At 67.1% G+C, this 19,084-nt stretch carries 20 protein-coding genes; 10 read left to right on the top strand and 10 right to left on the bottom strand.

The features are described 5' to 3' along the window. The first annotated feature begins 80 nt into the window (after positions 1-80). Both sigM and ACPCXD_RS11915 read left to right on the top strand, forming a co-directional pair. Positions 81-629, top strand: a complete 549-nt coding sequence (gene sigM, locus ACPCXD_RS11920; RefSeq protein ID WP_026060916.1) for an RNA polymerase sigma factor SigM — start codon at positions 81-83, stop codon at positions 627-629. Between the two features lie 54 nt (positions 630-683). Beyond that, positions 684-1,418 carry an RsmA family anti-sigma factor gene (locus ACPCXD_RS11915; RefSeq protein WP_230824214.1) on the top strand — a complete coding sequence of 245 codons (735 nt, stop codon included), beginning with the start codon at positions 684-686 and terminating at the stop codon, positions 1,416-1,418. A gap of 21 nt (positions 1,419-1,439) precedes the next feature. On the opposite strand, the gene ACPCXD_RS11910 is transcribed toward ACPCXD_RS11915, so the two are convergent. Beyond that, on the bottom strand, positions 1,440-1,991 hold the full coding sequence (locus tag ACPCXD_RS11910) for a TetR family transcriptional regulator (RefSeq protein WP_145690365.1): 552 nt from the start codon (positions 1,989-1,991) through the stop codon (positions 1,440-1,442). Positions 1,992-2,096: 105 nt separating this feature from the next. Here ACPCXD_RS11910 and ACPCXD_RS11905 point away from each other — a divergent pair, with 105 nt between their 5' ends. From ACPCXD_RS11905 to ACPCXD_RS11890, 4 genes are all read left to right on the top strand, one after another. Beyond that, positions 2,097-3,296, top strand: a complete 1,200-nt coding sequence (locus ACPCXD_RS11905; RefSeq protein ID WP_423659692.1) for an NADH:flavin oxidoreductase — start codon at positions 2,097-2,099, stop codon at positions 3,294-3,296. A 200-nt stretch (positions 3,297-3,496) separates the two neighbouring features. Continuing rightward, entirely contained in the window at positions 3,497-4,462 is a 966-nt protein-coding gene (trxB, locus tag ACPCXD_RS11900; protein WP_016691059.1) for a thioredoxin-disulfide reductase, read from the top strand. 46 nt (positions 4,463-4,508) lie between these two features. After that, positions 4,509-4,838, top strand: coding sequence for a thioredoxin (gene trxA / locus ACPCXD_RS11895; RefSeq protein ID WP_006550900.1), 330 nt, complete (start codon positions 4,509-4,511; stop codon positions 4,836-4,838). Positions 4,839-4,973: 135 nt separating this feature from the next. Next, positions 4,974-6,152 carry an N-acetylmuramoyl-L-alanine amidase gene (locus ACPCXD_RS11890; protein WP_160877576.1) on the top strand — a complete coding sequence of 393 codons (1,179 nt, stop codon included), beginning with the start codon at positions 4,974-4,976 and terminating at the stop codon, positions 6,150-6,152. 99 nt (positions 6,153-6,251) lie between these two features. Here ACPCXD_RS11890 and ACPCXD_RS11885 read toward each other — a convergent pair whose 3' ends face one another. The 9 genes from ACPCXD_RS11885 to rpmH form a co-directional block, all read right to left on the bottom strand. Continuing rightward, positions 6,252-6,941, bottom strand: coding sequence for a GNAT family N-acetyltransferase (locus ACPCXD_RS11885; RefSeq protein WP_337201807.1), 690 nt, complete (start codon positions 6,939-6,941; stop codon positions 6,252-6,254). 58 nt (positions 6,942-6,999) lie between these two features. Then, positions 7,000-8,232, bottom strand: coding sequence for a ParB/RepB/Spo0J family partition protein (locus ACPCXD_RS11880; protein WP_160877580.1), 1,233 nt, complete (start codon positions 8,230-8,232; stop codon positions 7,000-7,002). After that, entirely contained in the window at positions 8,229-9,200 is a 972-nt protein-coding gene (locus tag ACPCXD_RS11875; RefSeq protein ID WP_016691064.1) for a ParA family protein, read from the bottom strand. The genes ACPCXD_RS11880 and ACPCXD_RS11875 overlap by 4 nt, the downstream gene beginning before the upstream one ends. 625 nt (positions 9,201-9,825) lie before the next feature. Next, positions 9,826-10,506, bottom strand: coding sequence for a 16S rRNA (guanine(527)-N(7))-methyltransferase RsmG (rsmG, locus tag ACPCXD_RS11870; RefSeq protein ID WP_037189661.1), 681 nt, complete (start codon positions 10,504-10,506; stop codon positions 9,826-9,828). Positions 10,507-10,617: 111 nt separating this feature from the next. Next, positions 10,618-11,166 carry a R3H domain-containing nucleic acid-binding protein gene (locus ACPCXD_RS11865; protein ID WP_160877081.1) on the bottom strand — a complete coding sequence of 183 codons (549 nt, stop codon included), beginning with the start codon at positions 11,164-11,166 and terminating at the stop codon, positions 10,618-10,620. Between the two features lie 23 nt (positions 11,167-11,189). Then, positions 11,190-12,284: a membrane protein insertase YidC gene (gene yidC, locus ACPCXD_RS11860; RefSeq protein WP_423659687.1), complete on the bottom strand. Its 1,095-nt coding sequence runs from the start codon at positions 12,282-12,284 to the stop codon at positions 11,190-11,192. A gap of 69 nt (positions 12,285-12,353) precedes the next feature. Next, on the bottom strand, positions 12,354-12,644 hold the full coding sequence (gene yidD, locus ACPCXD_RS11855) for a membrane protein insertion efficiency factor YidD (protein ID WP_160877079.1): 291 nt from the start codon (positions 12,642-12,644) through the stop codon (positions 12,354-12,356). Further along, a complete protein-coding gene (gene rnpA, locus ACPCXD_RS11850) occupies positions 12,641-13,036 on the bottom strand; it encodes a ribonuclease P protein component (RefSeq protein ID WP_026060920.1) in 396 nt (131 codons plus the stop codon). Before rnpA ends, yidD begins: the two co-directional genes overlap by 4 nt. Before the next feature lie 20 nt (positions 13,037-13,056). Beyond that, positions 13,057-13,200 carry a 50S ribosomal protein L34 gene (gene rpmH / locus ACPCXD_RS11845; RefSeq protein WP_006550910.1) on the bottom strand — a complete coding sequence of 48 codons (144 nt, stop codon included), beginning with the start codon at positions 13,198-13,200 and terminating at the stop codon, positions 13,057-13,059. Between the two features lie 659 nt (positions 13,201-13,859). Between rpmH and dnaA the strand changes: the two genes are divergently transcribed. The 4 genes from dnaA (at position 13,860) to ACPCXD_RS11825 (ending at position 19,058) form a co-directional block, all read left to right on the top strand. After that, a complete protein-coding gene (gene dnaA, locus ACPCXD_RS11840; protein ID WP_419957103.1) occupies positions 13,860-15,548 on the top strand; it encodes a chromosomal replication initiator protein DnaA in 1,689 nt (562 codons plus the stop codon). A gap of 501 nt (positions 15,549-16,049) precedes the next feature. Next, the gene (gene dnaN / locus ACPCXD_RS11835; RefSeq protein WP_026060921.1) at positions 16,050-17,234 is read left to right on the top strand and encodes a DNA polymerase III subunit beta; all 1,185 of its coding nucleotides are present in this window, start codon (positions 16,050-16,052) and stop codon (positions 17,232-17,234) included. 22 nt (positions 17,235-17,256) lie between these two features. Next, the gene (gene recF, locus ACPCXD_RS11830) at positions 17,257-18,489 is read left to right on the top strand and encodes a DNA replication/repair protein RecF (protein ID WP_423659683.1); all 1,233 of its coding nucleotides are present in this window, start codon (positions 17,257-17,259) and stop codon (positions 18,487-18,489) included. Continuing rightward, on the top strand, positions 18,486-19,058 hold the full coding sequence (locus ACPCXD_RS11825) for a DUF721 family protein (protein ID WP_016691072.1): 573 nt from the start codon (positions 18,486-18,488) through the stop codon (positions 19,056-19,058). Before recF ends, ACPCXD_RS11825 begins: the two co-directional genes overlap by 4 nt. Positions 19,059-19,084: the final 26 nt, after the last annotated feature.

Raw genomic sequence — 19,084 nt, 5'->3', positions numbered from 1 at the left:
TGCGAATTTTCGGGGGGATCGCAAAAATCGCCGTGCCCGACGGGGGTGTCGAGGACGGCGGGAGCGGGTCGGACGGGGTGGTGTCGGATGCCGAGCTGCTCGCAGCACACGTCGCAGGCGATCGGCATGCCTTCTCCGCCTTGCTGGCACGACACCACGACCATCTGTGGCAGGTCGCGCGACGGACGAGTTACTCGAACGAGGACGCGGCCGACGCGCTGCAGGAGGCACTGCTCTCGGCGCACCGGAGGGCTTCGGGTTTCCGGGAGGACGCCGCGGTCCGCAGCTGGTTGCATTCGATCGTCGTCAACGCGTGCCTCGATCGCATCCGCCGCAATCGTGTCCGCGTGACCGTCCCGCTGTTCGAGGACGATTCGCACGACCTGCGTACCCCGCGCGATCCCATCCACGACACCGAGATAGCCCTCGACGTCGAATCCGCCCTGTTCGCACTGCCACCCGACCAGCGGGCCGCCGTCGTCGCGGTGGATGTGGAAGGTTTCTCCGTCCGGGAGGCGGCGCGACGGCTCGGTGTTCCGGAGGGAACGGTGAAGAGCCGTTGCGCCCGCGCGCGGAGCCGGCTCGCAGTTCTTCTCGACGACCTTCGCTCCGAGGGGAACCGATCGTGACCCTCCTCCGTCTTACTCTGGTGAGGGATGCCGAGCCGCGGAGGAGAGTCGCGCATGAACGAGGACGAGGTGCGTCCGTCGAACTCCGCCGAGGTGCGCCCGTCGGAGTCCGACGGGGTGCGTCCGCCGTACTCTGCGGAGTTGCTCGCCGATCTGCATGCCGGGGTGCTCGACGACGAACTCGCCGCCCGATTGTGGCCGCGTGTGCGCCGCGATCCCGAGGCCCTCGCATATCTGGAACGTCTCGATGCGACGCAGGCACGGTTGTCGGCCCTGCGCGACGCTCCACCGACGGAAACGATTCCACCCGAGATCGCCGCGCGTATCGGTGCCGCGCTCGCAGAGGACCGGTCCGAGGTCCGGTCCGTTCCGTCCCGGATCGCACGGCGTCGCCGGTGGGCGGTGGCCGGTACCGCGGTCGCGGCCGCCGTGGCGGTGATGCTCGTGGTGGTCGTGCGCGGAACGGCTTTCGGTAGCGACGACCCGACCGGTGTTCCCGTCGCGGCAGCGGAGGACGAGGGCCTGTTCGAACCCTCCACCCTGCGGGCGATGATCGGCGACACCGATCCCGGCCTCCTCGGTGGAGCCGATCGTCTCCGGGAATGCTTGGACGCGAACGGTTTTGCGGGCCGGTCACCGATCGGTTCCCGTGCGGTGCGGTTCGCCGGCGACGACGCCGTCCTCGTCCTGATGAGCGGGCCGGACGCACCGGCGCTCACCGCACTGGTGGTCGGAACCGGCTGCGACGCAGACGATCCCGCGACGCTCGCCCGGAAGACGATCGGCTGACCCGCCGCCCGGGTCCGAGCGCTACGCGACGGTCGACAACAGTTCCAGGATCCGCGCGCGCAGCGCGGGCGTGTCGTCCTCCGCGGCGATGAGTCCGGCGAACAGTGCCGACCCCGCTGCCATCACGAGCACCGCCTTGGCGTCGATCTCGACGTCCGAACCGTCACCATCGGCGAACAGGGCGGTGCTGGGGCCGCTGAACGTGCGCCAGAGCGTGTTGCGGAGGTCCTCGTGGTCCCGCAGTGCAGCGAGGAGCCCGGGGAGCGCAGCGCGCACCTCGGGCCGGGAGAACAACTCGATACTCCCGGTGACCACCCATTCGATCCAGCCCTTGCGGTCGATGCCGTCGTAGGGCGTCAGATCGGGTGCGGAGCCGAGCAAGGCGTCGAGCACGAGGTGGGCCTTGGTCGGCCACCGGCGCGTGAGTGCGGCACGGCCGACACCGGCGCGGGCGGCGACAGCCCGCAGACTCAGCCCGTCCCAGCCGTGGGAACGGAGCATCTCGCGGGTGGCGGTGAGGACGTCGTTGTCTATTCGGGGGTCGCGGGGACGCCCCGGAGCGGTGCTGGGCATGGGATCCGTGATGTCGGGACCGAGTGGGAATCGATCTGGCGCGGAGTGTGACGAGCGTTATAGTCGAAACGCAATTACGGTACCACTGGCATCGAAAGTAGGGGCATGTCTTCGCCGCGACCCACCGTGTTCGAACCGGCCCGACTCGGGCCGCTCACCCTCCGCAACCGCATCGTCAAGGCGGCGACCTTCGAAGGCGTCATGCCCCGGGGCGCCGTCAGCGACGAACTCGTCGAGTTCCACGCCGAGGTCGCCCGCGGCGGCACCGCCCTCACGACCGTCGCGTACTGCTCGGTCTCCCACGACGGTCGCGTCCACCGCGACACCCTCGTGCTCGACGCCGACTCCGTCCCCGGACTGACCCGGCTCACCGACGCCGTGCACACCGCCGGCGGCCTGGCGTCCGCGCAGATCGGCCACGCCGGACTCGTCGCCAACCAGATCTCCAACAAGATGAAGACGCTCGCGCCGTCCACGCGCATCAGCGCCCCCGCCATGGGGCTCGTCCGCGGCGCGACACTCGAGCAACTCGACCGGGTGGTCGAGGACTACGCACGCGCCGCACGCCTCGCCGTCGAGGCCGGATTCGACGCCGTCGAGGTCCACCTCGGCCACAACTATCTGCTCAGCTCCTTCATGAGCCCGAATCTCAACAAGCGCTCCGACAAGTACGGCGGCAGCATCGCCAACCGCACCGCCTTCCCGCGTCGCGTGCTCGAGGCCGTCCGCACGGCAGTGGGGGAGGGGGTCGCCGTCATCGCGAAGTTCAACATGACCGACGGCGTGCCCCAGGGCCTGTGGCTCGACGAGTCGCTGCCCATGGCCAAGCTCATCGAATCCGACGGCACCATCGACGCCATGCAGCTCACCGGTGGCAGCTCGCTGCTGAACGGGATGTACTTCTTCCGCGGCGACGTCCCGATGAAGGAGTTCCAGGAGTCGCAGCCGAAGGTCGTCGGCTGGGGACTGAAGGTGTACGGACCGAAGATCTTCCCGAAGCTCCCGTTCGAGGAGGCCTTCTTCCTGCCCATGGCCCGGCAGTTCCGGGAGGAACTGAAGATCCCGCTGATCCTGCTCGGCGGCATCAACCGGCTCGACACCATCGAGACGGCCCTCGACGAAGGCTTCGAGTTCGTCGCCATGGGACGCGCGCTGCTGCGTGATCCGTATCTCGTCCGCAAGTTCGAAGAGAAGACCGCACACGAAGGTCTGTGCATCCACTGCAACAAGTGCATGCCGACCATCTACACGGGCACGCGTTGTGTGATCCGCGAGACGCTGCGGGACGTGCCCGACGCGGTCTGAGACCGTCCCGGTTCGCATCGGGGGCGGGCCGGTCGGGCGACCGACCGGTCCGTACAGGCCGTCTGTGGCGGGACGCACGACGGAAGGGGAACAACACCGTTTACCCTGGTGTTGACAGTATCTGTAGGCTGCCGTCCGGTTTCGGCCGGACCGCCCGCAGTCCTTGCGCCCCCGATCACCCAACCGGAAGGCTCCGCCGCATGACGACCTCGCCCACGATTCACGACCTCATCATCGTCGGTTCGGGACCGGCCGGATACACCGCCGCCGTCTACGCGGCCCGCGCCGAACTCTCCCCGCTCGTCTTCGAGGGAACGCAGTTCGGTGGCGAACTCATGACCACCACCGAGGTCGAGAACTTCCCGGGCTTCAAGGACGGGATCATGGGTCCGGAACTCATGGATCAGATGCGCGAGCAGGCACTGCGTTTCGGTGCCGATCTGCGCACCGAGGACGTCGACGAGATGGACCTCACCGGTGCGGTCAAGACGGTCGTCGCCAACGGCGAGACCTACCGCAGCCACGCCGTCATCCTCGCGATGGGCGCCGAGCCGCGTTACCTCGGTGTGCCCGGTGAGTCGCAGCTGCTCGGCCGCGGCGTCTCCGCCTGCGCGACCTGCGACGGCTTCTTCTTCCGCGACCAGGATATCGCCGTCGTCGGCGGCGGTGACTCCGCGATGGAGGAGGCGACCTTCCTGACGCGCTTCGCGCGCAGCGTCACCCTCATCCACCGCCGCGAGGAGTTCCGCGCCTCGAAGATCATGCTCGAGCGTGCCCGCGCCAACGAGAAGATCCGCTTCGTCACCAACGCGAAGGTCGCCGAGGTGCAGGGCGAGAACAGCGTCACCAACCTCGTCCTCGAGGACACCGTCACCGGCGAGCGCAGCGACCTGCCGGTCACCGGCCTGTTCGTCGCCGTCGGCCACGACCCGCGCAGCTCCCTCGTCAAGGGTCAGGTCGAGCTCGACGACGAGGGCTACGTGAAGGTCTCGGCGCCGTCCACCGCGACCTCCGTTCCGGGTGTCTTCGCCGCGGGCGACCTCGTCGACCACACCTACCGTCAGGCGATCACCGCCGCCGGCACCGGATGCTCGGCGTCCATCGACGCGGAGCGGTGGCTCGTCGCGAACCGCGAGGTCGAGGCGCCCACGCTCGCCGAGGCCTGATCCCACCACCCGTTCCACATTCCATCCCGAGATTCAGGAGACATCCGTGGCCGACAAGAACACCGTCACCATCACCGACTCGTCGTTCGTCGAGGACGTACTGCAGTCCGAGAAGCCCGTCCTCGTCGACTTCTGGGCCACCTGGTGCGGTCCGTGCAAGATGGTCGCTCCGGTTCTCGAGGAGATCGCGGCCGAGCACGGCGACAAGCTGACCGTCGCCAAGCTCGACATCGACGCCAATCCGTCGGCCGCACGCGACTACCAGGTCATGTCGATTCCCACGATGATCCTCTTCTCCGGCGGCAAGCCGACGAAGACGATCGTGGGGGCCAAGGGCAAGGCGGCGTTGCTTCGGGACCTCGCGGACGTCCTGTAGTACCGTCCCAGGATCAACCTCTCGGATGTGCCCGTGAGCCCGTCTTCACGGGCACATCCTTCATCCAACCCCCGTTCGATGCTGCCCAGCCCTCACGCCGGGCACCGATCCGGTCAGCACGGAAAGGCCCGATACATGCGCCCTCTTCGTCACGGCGACCACGGTCCGGCGGTCGCCGAGATCCGGAGCACCTTGGCCGGCCTGGGCTTCCTGCACAACGAGCCCGAGGAGTCGGGCGACTGGATGGGATCGGACGTCCCCTTCGATCGTGAACTCGACGGAGCCGTGCGCGCGTTCCAGCAGCAGCGCGGTCTGCTCGTCGACGGCATCGTGGGACCCGCGACCTACCGTTCCCTGAAGGAAGCGTCGTACAAGCTCGGTGCGCGCACCCTGATGTATCAGCTCTCCGCTCCGCTCTACGGCGACGATGTCGCGGCCCTGCAGACCCGTCTGCAGGATCTCGGCTTCTACGTCGACCGCGTGGACGGCTACTTCGGCCCCAAGACCCACGAGGGTCTGTGCTCCTTCCAGCGCGAGATCGGACTCGCCTCCGACGGCATCTGTGGTGCCGAGACGCTGCGCTCGCTCGAACTGCTCGGCACGCGCGTGTCGGGCGGGTCACCCCACGCGATCTCCGAGGAGGAGATCGTGCGCCGCTCCGGGCCGCAGCTCAGCGGCAAGCGCATCGTCATCGACCCGGGTCTCGGCGGCAACACCCACGGCATCATCGTGCCGAGCCCCCACGGCCCGATCTCCGAGGCCGACATCCTGTGGGATCTCGCGCGCCGGCTCGAGGGCCGGATGGCGGCGACGGGCATGGAGACCTTCCTGTCGCGGCCGTACCACGTGAATCCGACCGACGTCGAACGCGCGGGCACCTCCAACGCGTTCGGTGCCGACCTCATGATCTCGCTGCGGTGCGACGCGAGTCGCAGCCCCGCCGCGAACGGCATCGCGAGCTTCCACTACGGCAACTCGCACGGGTCCGAGTCGATGATCGGCCAGGTGCTCTCCTGTTACATCCAGCGCGAGATCGTCGCCCGCACGAGCCTGCAGGACTGCCGCAGCCACGGCCGCACCTGGGATCTGCTGCGCCTGACGAACATGCCGACGGTGCAGATCGATCTCGGTTACCTCACCAACGAGCACGACGCCGCGCTGCTCGCCGATCCGCGCAGCCGCGACATCATCGCCGAGGCGATCCTCATCGCGGTGAAGCGGCTGTACCTGCTCGGCCAGGACGACCAGCCGACCGGCACGTACACCTTCGCCGAGTTGCTCGCCGAGGAGCTGTCCATCTCCGACAGCCGCTAGCCGACCCCGTACGCACGAAGAGGACCGCCCCCCGCAGAGTCTGCGGGGGGCGGTCCTTTTTTGTCAGTGTTTCCGAGGACCTCAGTGTTTCCGAGGACCTCAGTGGGCGCCGACCGCCGAACCTGCGGTCAGATCCGCGACGGTGAGGGAGGACTCCTCGAGGAGCCGATCGAGGGCGGCCTCGACGGCGAGCTTCCATTCGTGGTCGCGGTCGAGTTCGAGACGTAGCCGCGGGTAGCGGTAGTGCGGTGCGACGACCTCGAAGCCCATGTCCTCGAGGAAGTCGGCGTCGATCATGCACTCCGTGTCGGAGCACCCGAGTGCGGCCGTCGCGTGCGGCACATCGCTCACCTCCGCGTCGGCGTTGCGCCGGATCCCGAAGGCCTCGATGGCACGGACGTTGCGGCGGACGAGATCGGCGACGACCCCACGAATGAGGTCGGCACCGACATCCAGCTCGTCCGCGTGCGGTTCGGTCCGCATGGACGTCAGCAGGATCGCGTCGGCGCTGACGGGTGCGGTGGGGAAGGCCTGCGCGCGGGGCACCATGCCCGGGGGAGCGTAGAGCGCGCACCCGGCGGCCTTGTCGCCGATCGTCGCGATCTGGCCGCACGACCCCCATTCGAGAAGGACCATGGACAGCCATGCTTCCTTCTCGAATTCGGGGTCGGCGAATTGCTGAACGTCGGGCGCCGCGGTGGGATCCAACTCCCAGAACACGCACCGTCGCGCATGAGCAGGCAGCTGCTCGATCCCACTCAGCGTGAGCGGTGATACTCGGGTCGACACGGGATAGCTCGCCTCCACGTCTTTCGTCTACAGACTGTTGTCCTGCTCCGACGAGGAGTCAAGAAAGGTCGGTCTGCGACTCCATCATCTTCACGATGCGTTCGAGGTCGTCGACCGAACCGAACTCCACCACGATCTTGCCCTTGCGCTTGCCGAGGCTCACGGTCACGCGCGTGTCGAAGGAGTTCGACAGGCGCTCCGCGACGTCCTGCAGCCCGGGCATCTGGATGGGCTTCCGACGCTTCTGCTGTGGAGTGTCGGGGGTGTCGTTGCGGTTGGCGAGCACGACGGCTTCTTCCGTCGCGCGCACGGACAGACCCTCGGCGACGATGCGTGCGGCAAGTGCCTCCTGAGCGTCGGCGCCGGCTTCGAGCGCCAACAGGGCACGCGCGTGCCCGGCCGACAGCACTCCGGCCGCCACGCGTCGTTGCACCGCGACCGGCAACTTGAGCAGCCGGATCATGTTGGTGATGACCGGACGCGACCGTCCGAGTCGGCTCGCGAGTTCCTCGTGGGTGACCTCGAACTCCTCGAGCAACTGCTGATAGGCCGCCGCCTCTTCGAGGGGGTTGAGCTGCACCCGGTGGATGTTCTCGAGCAGCGCGTCGCGCAGCAGCGACTCGTCCTCGGTGTCGCGGACGATCGCGGGGATCGTGTCGAGCCCGGCCTCCTGGACGGCACGCCAGCGACGCTCACCCATCACGAGCTGGAAGCGGTCGCCTTCGAGACGGCGGACCACGACCGGCTGCATGAGCCCGAACTCGCGGACGGAGTGGACGAGCTCGGCGAGCGCTTCCTCGTCGAAGACCTGACGCGGCTGCTTCGGGTTGGGCTCGATCCGCCCGATCGGGATCTCGAGGTACACCGCTCCGGTGGGGGAGGGGAGGGGTTCGCTCTCGGACGTCGCTCCGGACGCTCGTGCCGCGTCGGCCTCGACCGGCTCCGCCGGGGACGCGGGCCCCGGCGTCCTGCCGTCGCCGATGATGAGATCGGCGGCTGCTGTGCCCAGACCGGACGACGGGAGGTTCAGGACCGAGGAGCCCGGGCGACGCGACGCGGCCGACTTGGACTGCCCGCCCGAAGCCGGCTTCGAGGGTGCACCCGCCGCCGGTGCGGACTTGGCCGGCGCAGGGGAAGCCGGAGCCGCGGTCTTGGCGGGTGCGGTGGCCGTGGGTGCGGTGGCCATGGAGCCGGAGGCCGTCGTGGGCTTCTGCTCTGCGTCTACCGGAGGACCGGTAGGGATGAGTGCTGCCAGACCTCGACCGAGCCCGCCTTTACGTGTCGCGCTCATCCGTTCCCCTGATTCTCGTGTACCCCGCGTGCCGCCAACTCGCGCCCGGCGTCGAGGTAGCTCATCGCGCCGCGCGATCCAGGATCGTAGTCGAGAACCGTCATCCCGTAACCGGGAGCTTCGGAAACCTTCACGCTGCGGGGGATGACCGAACGCAGCACCGCGCTGCCGAAGTGCGCACGCACCTCAGCGGCGACCTGATCGGCCAGCTTGGTGCGACCGTCGTACATCGTCAGGAGGACGGTGGAGACATGCAGTTCAGGGTTGAGGTGCGACTGGACGAGCTCGATGTTGCGCAGGAGCTGCCCGACACCCTCGAGTGCGTAGTACTCGCACTGGATGGGGATGAGGACTTCCTTCGCCGCGACGAGCGCGTTGACGGTGAGCAGGCCGAGCGACGGCGGGCAGTCGATGATCACGTAGTCGAACTCGCGGTCGCCGAGCGCCTCCTTGGTGAGGGCGTTCCGGAGACGGTTCTCGCGCGCGACCATCGAGACAAGTTCGATCTCGGCACCCGCAAGATCGATCGTGGCGGGGATGCAGAAGAGACGTTCGTTGTGCGGGCTCTGCTGCACGGCCTCGGCGGCATTGATCTCGCCGAGAAGGATCTCGTAGCTCGAGGGCACACCGGAGTAGTGCGGCACACCCAGCGCGGTGCTCGCGTTGCCCTGCGGATCGAGGTCGACCACAAGGACCGACAATCCCTGCACGGCGAGTGCGGAGGCGATGTTCACCGCCGTGGTGGTCTTACCGACCCCGCCCTTCTGATTGGCGATCGTGAAGACGCGACGCTCGCGCGGCTTGGGCAGTGCGTTGGCGTCGCTCGGATGCAGAACCTGGGTGGCGCGATGAGCAGCCGCGCCGATCGGGGTGTCGACGGTGGAGAAACCGTCGAAGGGTACGGGGGAGAAGTCGTCCTCGACGCCTCCGGTTTCACGTGAAACAGCGGATTCAGATCCACCCGTCATAGAACACTCCTTACACGTAGATCCGCTCGGTTCGCACGCTACATCCTCGTCGCTTCCCGGTCGCGACTTCGAAGGCCGGGTCGAGGCGCCGAAGAGAATGCGAGTCCCGGGCCCGGAGCTGTCCCCGGCCTCCCGACCACGCGCACGCATTCTCGGTTGGTTCAGTATCCCATCCGCATTCTAGGTTCCGTCGGCGACATGGCCGGGTGACGTTTCACGTGAAACGACACGCGGAGTTGTTTCACGTGAAACAGGCCCACGAGGGGTCGCGACGGTTTCACGTGAAACACTGCCGACCCGCATAGGGCGCATTCGAGAACAGCGAACCTTCAGGTAGAAATTCTTTGCCCCGCAAACTAATTCACATTCTGTAATTTCAATTGCATTGCACAGGACGATAATTCACGATAGCCAAATATCGTGACGTCTGAAACATCACAGTGACGAAACTTGCTGGGGTGATTGGGTCTGGTGTGACAACGCCCGAAACAACCGTTTCGCACCGGAAAAGTACTCGAGTAGATTCCTCGAGTCGAAAAAAGATGTCTCGGAAACGACAACACCCTCCCGACCCGGCGGGGGGAGGGGAGGGCGTTGGGGGCGATCGTCGCGCCGGCCGATTCGGTCAGCGCTTCTTGCGACGCCGCGCCGGCCGCGGAATCCGCTCGGCCTTCACGACGATCGTCGGCGTCGGAAGGAGATCGCCTCCGCACTCGAGCACCTCGAGATTGCCGGCACCGAGACGAGCAAGCTCGTCGTGATCGCGGTCGATCTCTTCTCGAGCAGACGAACCCTTCAATGCCAGCATCCGGCCGCCCTCGTGGACGAGGGGGAGCGACCACTTGGCGAGCTTGGCGAGAGGTGCGACGGCACGGGAGGTCACGACGTCTGCGCCGCCGGCCTCCTGGAGGACGCTCGGCTGCTCGGCGCGGCCGCGGACCACGAGGATGTTCTCGATCCCGTTGGATTCGACGAACTCCGCCAGATAGACGGTGCGGCGCAGCAGCGGTTCGACGAGAGTGACCTGGAGGTCGGGACGGGCGAGGGCGAGAGGAATGCCCGGCAGACCGGCGCCACTGCCCACGTCGACGACCGTCTCACCGTCCTGAATGAGTTCGCCCACCACAGCGCAGTTGAGAATGTGCCGTTCCCACAGGCGCGGCACCTCGCGCGGTCCGATGAGTCCGCGCTCCACACCTGCCGTCGACAACGAATGGTGGTACCGCTCGGCAAGTTCGATCCGATCCCCGAACACCCTCTGCGCGACCGCCGACAGTTCCGCCTCGTGCTGTTCCACGTGAAACATCCTTTCCTGTCGGCTCACCCGAAACAACATCGGGGCCCACAGCATCAGTTCCGAAAAGGCGAAGAGGGACCCTGACGACGCAGAGTCCCTCTTCGGTCGGCGTGGGCCGACTCAATCCTTGACGATCACCACACGGCGGTGCGGCTCCGCACCCTCGCTCTCGCTGGACACACCGTCGATCTTCGCGACGGCGTCGTGCACGATCTTGCGCTCGAACGGCGTCATCGGCTCGAGTTCCTCACGCTTACCGGTCTCGAGCACGCGCTTCGCGGCCGACGTGCCGAGCGAGGAGAGCTCGGCGCGCTTGCCCGCACGCCATCCCGCGATGTCGAGCATGAGCTTGCTGCGCTCGCCGGTCGCCTGCTGCACGGCGAGACGGGTGAGCTCCTGCAGAGCGTCGAGAACCTCACCGTTGCGACCCACGAGCTTGGTCAGATCCTTGCCACCGTCGATGCTCACGACCGCGCGGTCGCCCTCGACGTCGAGGTCGATGTCGCCGTCGAAATCGAGAACGTCGAGCAACTGCTCCAGGTAGTCGCCGGCGATCTCGCCTTCTTCGATGAGGTAGTCGTCGTCATCGAGATCGGCGTCCGCAGCAGCGTCGCTCTCCTCGGGTGCCACCGCGAGGTCCTCTTCCACCTTGTCCAGGTCACTGGCCATGTTTCAGCTCTCTTCTACTTCGGTCAGCGCCGCTTGCGCTTGGAGTTCTTGGGACGGCTGCCCGGCTTGGGAGCGGACGCACCGGACTTCGATGCCGCGGGGGAGCCGTCGCCGGCCGCGGAGTCCTTCTGCAGCGACACCTCACCGGTCTCGTCGACCGTGGCGTCGACGGCGTCGGACGCTGCCGCTGCGGCCGCGCCCTTCTTCTTGGCCTTGTCGGGGCGAGCACCCGGCTTCGGTGCGTTCTCGTTCCGGCGGGCCAGAGCCGCAGCCTTCTTCTCCTCTTCCTCCTTGTCGATACGGCGGAAGACGAGGTGCTGCTGTCCGTAGGTCCAGATGTTGTTGCTGACCCAGTAGATGATGACGGCGATCGGCAGGAACGGACCACCGACGAGCACACCGAGCGGGAAGACGTACAGGGCCAGCTTGTTCATGATCGCGGCCTGCGGGTTCGCGGCGGCCTGAGCACTCTGGCGGGCGACCGAGGCACGAGCGTTGAAGTGCGTGGCGATGCCCGCGACGATCATGAGCGGCACGGCGACAGCGGCGATCTGCCAGCGCGTGGGAATGCCACCGAACGGCTCGAACGCCTCGAGAGAGGCCATCGGCTGGGTGATCCACGACGAGATCGGAGCGCCGAACAGGCGGGCGCTCAGGAACGACTGGACATCCTCCGGGCTGAACGCGTAGTTGCCGAGCTGGGCGTTCTGTTCGGGGCTCAGGCCGAGCTGACCGACACCCGTGCCGGTGCGGTTGAACGACCGCAGCACGTGGAACAGGCCGATGAAGACGGGAACCTGCAGCAGGACGGGCAGACATCCCATCAACGGGTTGAAGCCGTGCTCCTTCTGGAGCTTCTGCATCTCGAGCGCCTGGCGCTGCCGATCCTTGGCGTACTTCTTCTGGAGCGCCTTGATCTGGGGCTGCAGTTCCTGCATCTGGCGGGTCGTACGGACCTGCTTGACGAACGGCTTGTACAGGATCGCGCGCAGCGTGAACACGAGGAACACCACCGACAGCGCCCATGCCCAACCACTGTCGGGTGCCAGCACGAACGAGAACACTTTGTGCCAGACCCACAGGATCCAGGACACGGGATAGTAGATGAAGTCGAGCACGGCTCTATGTACTCCTCTGGTCGTCCATGATCGCCACGAAGAGGCGTCGGTCTCGGGTCTCGGCTCCGGTCAGGTACCCACTGGGGACGACCGATGTTTCCGTTCGGGTACCGGATCCCACCCACCAGGGTGCCAGGGGCCACACTTGAGCAGTCTCACCGATGCCAGGACCGAACCGACGACGACACCCCGCGTGCGCAGCGCCTCCACGGCGTACTCGCTACAGGTCGGGGTGAATCGGCAGGTCGGCATCCGTGTGGGCGACACATAGGTGCGATAGAGCTCGATACAGAAGATCAGTGCCCGGGCCGGGGCGGACCTCAGGGACCGCCACCACGACCTCTGCTCGGGCTCGTTCATGCGCGAGCACTCCCACGCGAGGCGGGAGCAGCGGCGTCGAACAGTCCGAGGCGGGCGAGGCCCGACCGCACCTGCTTGTCGAGCTCGCGGGAATCCGCGGTGGCAGCACCGGGTAGTGCGCGCAGCACGATGTCGGTCTCGGAGGGCAGAGCCTCGACGAGACCTGCACAGATATGACGAAGCCGGCGTGCGACTCGATGTCGAATCACCGCCGGCCCGACAGCCTTGCTCACGATCAGTCCGAAACGCGGACCGCCGACACTCACCAAGGACTCGGTGCGATCGCGTTCGAGAACGTGAACGACCAGATCCCGCCGCCCCTGACGACGCCCTCGGCGGACGGTGTCCGAGAAATCCGAGTGGCGCCGCAGTCGATACGGCTCAGGTAGCACCCCGAGCTCCCGTTAGGGAATCAGGCGGTGAGAGAAGCGCGGCCCTTACGGCGACGCGCCGAAACGATCGCGCGACCCGCACGGGTGCGCATCCGGAGACGGAAGCCGTGAACGCGCGCGCGGCGTCGGTTGTTCGGCTGGAACGTCCGCTTGCCCTTGGCCACGGTCGACACTCCTCGATAATTCTGCGACGGCGCGGCAAGCACCGTCGTCCAACGTGTACGTGAATTCGCAGGATCCGTATTGCTCGACTCGAGCAGGACGAACCCGTCACCTCGGTATGAGTGACTGTTCGAGGCTACTCGGACGCGGGCGCGAAATCAAACCGCGACGAACAGTGGCGATCAACGCGACACGCCGGACGCGTTCGGCGAAAACTACTCGCCCAGAAGGTATGTGATCCAGAGCACAGCTCGGGTACGCTGTGGGCCATGTCTTCGACGGCGCATCGCGACTACCTGTGCAGTCCCGCGTCACGCTCCGTTCGACGACGATGTGCCGGCCGGTGACGGCCCGCTGCCCCACGCTCCTTCGGGCGCCGTCGCGCAGCTCCTCCGGGCGCGTTCACCGAACACGGAGTCGGATCGCGTCGCATCGTGTGTCACACTGATCCCCGCAGACCGCCCGGGCCCACGAGCCCCGCCGAGCGAATACACACCTCCCATCCACACATCCACCGGGTGATTCCCCCGGTTGTCCACACCTGTGGATAATCGTGTGGAAAACCGGTGATCAAAGGGAGGGAAGCTGCGTGAGCGACGAGCCGAACGCGCTGGCCGATGTGTGGACGGACGTCGTATCCGAGCTGACCATCGACGACGGAATGCTGACGAAGAGCCAGAAGGCATGGCTCGCGCTGGTCAAACCGATCACGCTCGCACAGGGATTCGCCCTGCTCTCGGTGCCGTCGACCCTCGCCCAGCAGTCGATCGAACGTGATCTGCGCGAACCCATCCTCCGCACCCTCAACCGGCACCTCGGTCACCGGGTCGAGGGTCTCGGTGTGCGCGTCGAACCGCGGGAACGCGTGGACGACCCCGCCGAGGATCCCTACGCCGAACCCCGCGACACACTGCCTCTCGAGGGTCTCCCCGAAGATGCACAGCCTGTGAATCCGCGCACGGCGGAGGCCCGCAACCGTGACCCGCGCACGGTAGAGCCCCGCAGTCGTGATCTGCGCCGCGATCCTCCGATGCCCCGCGACGGCGTCGGACCGCGCGACGGCGCTGTGACCAGGGATCCTGCAGGATCCGGGGATGCCGTCGCCGCGCGGGACGGGGGATACCAGCGGGACGGAATGTTCCCCGGTGAAGGTGCCTATCGACGTCGCATGATCCCGTCGCGTGATCACGACATGCTCGAGGCGGACCACGGCGAACTCGAGGAGGTCGACGACGACCGGGAGGCGATGACCGCCGTCCGCGAGTCGTGGCCGTCCTATTTCACCCAGCCCCCGCCGCCCGAGACGCCGCCCATCGGTAGCAGCAGCCTCAACGCGAAGTACACCTTCGACACCTTCGTGATCGGTGCGTCGAACCGGTTCGCGCACGCCGCGGCGGTGGCGATCGCCGAGGCACCGGCCCGGGCCTACAACCCGCTGTTCATCTGGGGCGCCTCGGGCCTGGGGAAGACCCATCTGCTGCATGCCGCCGGCCACTATGCACAACGACTCTTCCCGGGCATGCGGGTGAAGTACGTCTCCACCGAGGAGTTCACGAACGACTTCATCAACAGCCTCCGCGACGACCGCAAGGTCGCGTTCAAGCGGCGCTACCGCGAGACCGACATCCTCCTCGTCGACGACATCCAGTTCATCGAAGGCAAGGAAGGTATCCAGGAGGAGTTCTTCCACACTTTCAACACCCTCCACAACGCCAACAAGCAGATCGTCGTCTCGTCCGACCGGCCGCCCAAGCAGCTCGCGACGCTCGAGGAACGACTGCGGACCCGGTTCGAGTGGGGCCTCATCACCGACGTCCAGCCCCCGGAACTCGAGACGCGCATCGCGATCCTGTCGAAGAAGGCGCGCATGGACGGCCTGAACGTGCCGCACGACGTGCTCGAGCTGATCGCGAGCCGGATCGAACGCAACATCCGCGAACTCGAGGGTGCCCTGATCCGTGTGACGGCCTTCGCGTCGCTCAACCGGCAGCCGCTCGATCTCACCCTCGCCGAGGTCGTGCTGCGTGATCTGATGCCGGATTCCTCGGCTCTCGAGATCAACGCCGCCACGATCATGGCCGTGACCGCGGAGTACTTCGGAACGTCGATCGACGACCTGTGCGGGCCCGGAAAGGCACGGCCGCTGGCGCAGGCACGTCAGATTGCGATGTATCTGTGCCGCGAGCTCACCGATCTGTCGCTGCCGAAGATCGGGCAGACCTTCGGTCGTGACCACACCACAGTCATGTACGCGGACAAGAAGATTCGCAAGGAGATGACCGAGCGCCGCAAGGTCTACGACCAGGTGCAGGAGCTCACCGCGCGTATCAAGCAGCGGTCCAAGCGCTGATTCCTCGAGCCTCGAGTTTCCATCCACAGGGAGCGTCCACAGGGCGCTCCCTGTCCTATATCTCGAGAAATTTCCGGTCCCCACACCTGTGGACAAGGGTGTGCAGAACGTGGGATCTTTGTGGACGAACGGTGGACAAAGAATGAACAGTCTCGAGGAATCCACATTCGTCCTCAAGAACTCCTCGAGTTCATCCTCGAGTTCGACCCCCTCGAGAACGTCGCCCCACCAGCCTAGACGGTCGTTCGTCCACAGATTCCACAGGCCCTATTACTACTTCTGTGAGTTCTCTTCAGAAATCTTCTTTCAAAACAGGTGTGTGGAGAGCGTCGGTCCACAGGCCCTCGAGTGAGGCTCACGCCTCGAGCCTCCCGGCTTTCCAAGCAGCGAGGGAAGGCATAACGTGGACCCGCATCCCCCGGCTCCGCCTCATCGGTGTCGGGGTTCTGTGACAGACTTCGTAGACTTGTCGAGACCACGATCGAAGGGATCCACCGGGCGATGGAGCTGGGAAGTATGAAGTTTCGTGTGCCTCGCGAGGACTTCGCTGATTCCGTTGCATGGGTTGCCCGAAGCCTTCCGTCGCGACCCCCTGTGCCCGTCCTGGGCGGTGTCCTGCTCGGAGCCGACGAGCGCGGGCTGACGGTCTCGGGCTTCGACTACGAGGTATCCGCGCAGGTCCACGTCTCGGCCGAGGTCATCACCCCCGGCCAGGTGCTGGTGTCCGGCAAGCTGCTCGCCGACATCACCCGCGCGTTGCCCCACAAGCCTGTGGATGTCGTGCTCGACGGCACCCGCGTGCTCATCACGTGCGGTAGCGCCAAGTTCTCGCTCCCCACCATGCCTGTGGAGGACTACCCGCAGCTGCCCGAGCTCCCGCAGCAGACCGGTGCGCTGTCCGGCGATCTGTTCGCCGAGGCCATCAGCCAGGTCGCGGTCGCCGCCGGCAAGGACGACACGCTCCCGATGCTCACGGGCATCCGGGTGGAGATCGAGGGCACCGACATGGTGCTCGCGGCCACCGACCGGTTCCGTCTCGCGGTGCGCAAGCTCGAGTGGATGCCCACCGCGGAGTCCACCAGCTCGGCCGTGCTCGTGCCCGCCAAGACCCTCTCCGAGGCCGCGAAAACCGTTGGCGGCTCGTCCAACTCCCCGGTCCAGCTCGCTCTCGGCAGCGGGTCGTCGGTGGGTGCCGAAGGTCTGCTCGGCATCGTCGCCGAGGGTCGCCGCACCACCACGCGCCTGCTCGACGCCGAATTCCCCAAGTTCCGCCAGTTGCTCCCCAACGAGCACACCGCGATGGCGACCGTGGAGATCGCGCCGCTGGTCGACGCGATCAAGCGTGTCGCGCTGGTCGCCGAGCGCGGTGCGCAGGTCCGACTCGAGTTCACCGAGGGCAGCGTGATGTTGTCGGCCGGTGGCGACGACGCCGGCCGCGCCGAGGAATCGCATCCCGCGGAGTTCTTCGGTGAGCCGCTGATCATCGCGTTCAACCCCGGCTACCTGCTCGACGGCCTGACGTCGCTGCACACCGACAAGGTCTCGTTCGGGTTCACCACCTCGAGTCGTCCGGCCGTGCTGCGGCCGGCGCTCGACGAGGAGCCCGTGCCGGATTCCTCGGGTACGTTCGCCGCTCCGGACAGCGATTACACCTATCTGCTGATGCCGGTGCGCCTGCCGGGCTGACCGGCCCCGAGACTGGACCCCCGTGTACGTTCGCACCTTTTCGCTGCGCGACTTCCGATCGTGGAGAACGGTTTCCGTCGACCTCGCTCCGGGGGCGACGGTCTTCGTCGGGCGCAACGGACACGGGAAGACCAACCTGCTCGAGGCCCTCGGATATCTGTCGACGCTGTCGTCGCACCGAGTGTCCTCCGACGGTCCGCTGCTGCGGGCCGGCACGTCGCGGGCGTTCGCCGGGGCGCTGGTCGTCAACAACGGTCGTGAGCTCGGCATCGACATCGAGATCAACGAGGGCAAGCAGAACCGGGCGCGGATCAACCAGTCGCCGGCCCGGCGTCCTCGAGAGATCCTCGGCATCCTCCGCACGGTGCTCTTCGCCCCGGAGGATCTGTCGCTCGTGCGCGGCGACCCGGGTGACCGTCGGCGGTTCCTCGACGAACTGCTCAGCACACGTTTCCCGCGGATGAGCGGGGTGCGGGCCGACTACGACAAGGTGCTGCGTCAACGATCCGCCCTGCTCAAGACGGCGGGTGGAGCACTGCGGCGCGGGAGCCGCTCGAGCGACGGGGCGAGCGCTCTGGCGACCCTCGACGTGTGGGACGGCCATCTCGCCGCCCATGGAGCCGAGTTGCTCGCCGCGCGCATCACGTTGCTGCACGAACTGGCCCCGCACGTCTCCGAGGCGTACCGGTCGATCGCGCCCGAGTCGCGTCCGGCGAGCCTGCGTTATCGCAGCAGCCTCGCCGACGCGCTGCCGCCGGAGTTCTCCGACCCGGCCCGGACACCGGCGCCGGACGACTGGGAGTTTCTCGAGACCGTCTTCCTCCACCGCCTCGCGGAGGTGCGGTCGAAGGAGATCGAACGCGGTGTCTGCCTCGTCGGACCCCACCGCGACGATCTCGACCTGATGCTCGGTGCCGAACCCGCGAAAGGCTATGCGAGCCACGGCGAATCGTGGTCCTTCGCGCTCGCGCTGCGGCTCGGCGCGTTCGCCCTGCTGCGTACCGACGGCACCGACCCGGTCCTCATGCTCGACGACGTCTTCGCCGAACTCGATCGACGACGCCGCTCCGCCCTCGCCGAGGTGGCCGCGACGGCCGAACAGGTGCTGATCACGGCGGCCGTGCCGGAGGACGTGCCGGCCGAGCTGAACGGTGCCCGATTCCCCGTGCATGCCGAGGACACCGAAGATGGTCGTATCTCTGTGCTGGGATCGGTGCAACGGGAGACGGACCCGATCACCGGGGAGGTCGGATGAACGACGAACATGCAGGTCCCGAACGCGGTGCCGAATCGGAGCGCAGTGCGGGCGAGCCGGAGCTGAAGGGCATCGATCTGGCCCGCCGCGCGCTCGAGGAGGCTCGGGCTGCCGCGAAGGCGAGCGGCAAGGCCGTCGGCCAGGGACGCGCGTCGCGTGGCCCGCTGCGCCCGAAACGCCGACGTCGTGGCTGGTCGGGGCCCGGCCCGGACGACCGCGATCCCCAGACCCTCGGGTCGCTCGCGCAGTCGCTGTCCAAGCAGCGGGGCTGGTCGGCGCACGTGTCCGAGGGCACCGTCATGGGAAGCTGGGCGCGGGTCGTCGGCGACGACATCGCGAGCCATGCCCAGCCGACCACACTGCGCGACGGGATCCTGCACGTCTCGGCCGAGTCGACGGCCTGGGCCACGCAGCTGCGGATGATGCAGTCGCAGATCCTCGCCAAGATCGCCGCGGCCGTGGGGCACGGGGTGGTCAAGGAACTGCGGATCACCGGCCCGACGGCGCCGAGCTGGCGGAAGGGCGAACGCCACATCCGCGGCCGCGGACCACGCGACACCTACGGGTGATCCCGGGCTCGCTCCCGGGCCGTACG

It is taken from the genome of Rhodococcus sp. AB351 (assembly GCF_049538275.1).
Classification (GTDB): Bacteria; Actinomycetota; Actinomycetes; order Mycobacteriales; family Mycobacteriaceae; genus Rhodococcus.
Note: the sequence above shows the minus strand (reverse complement) of the source record. Positions and strands in the feature narration are given on the sequence as shown.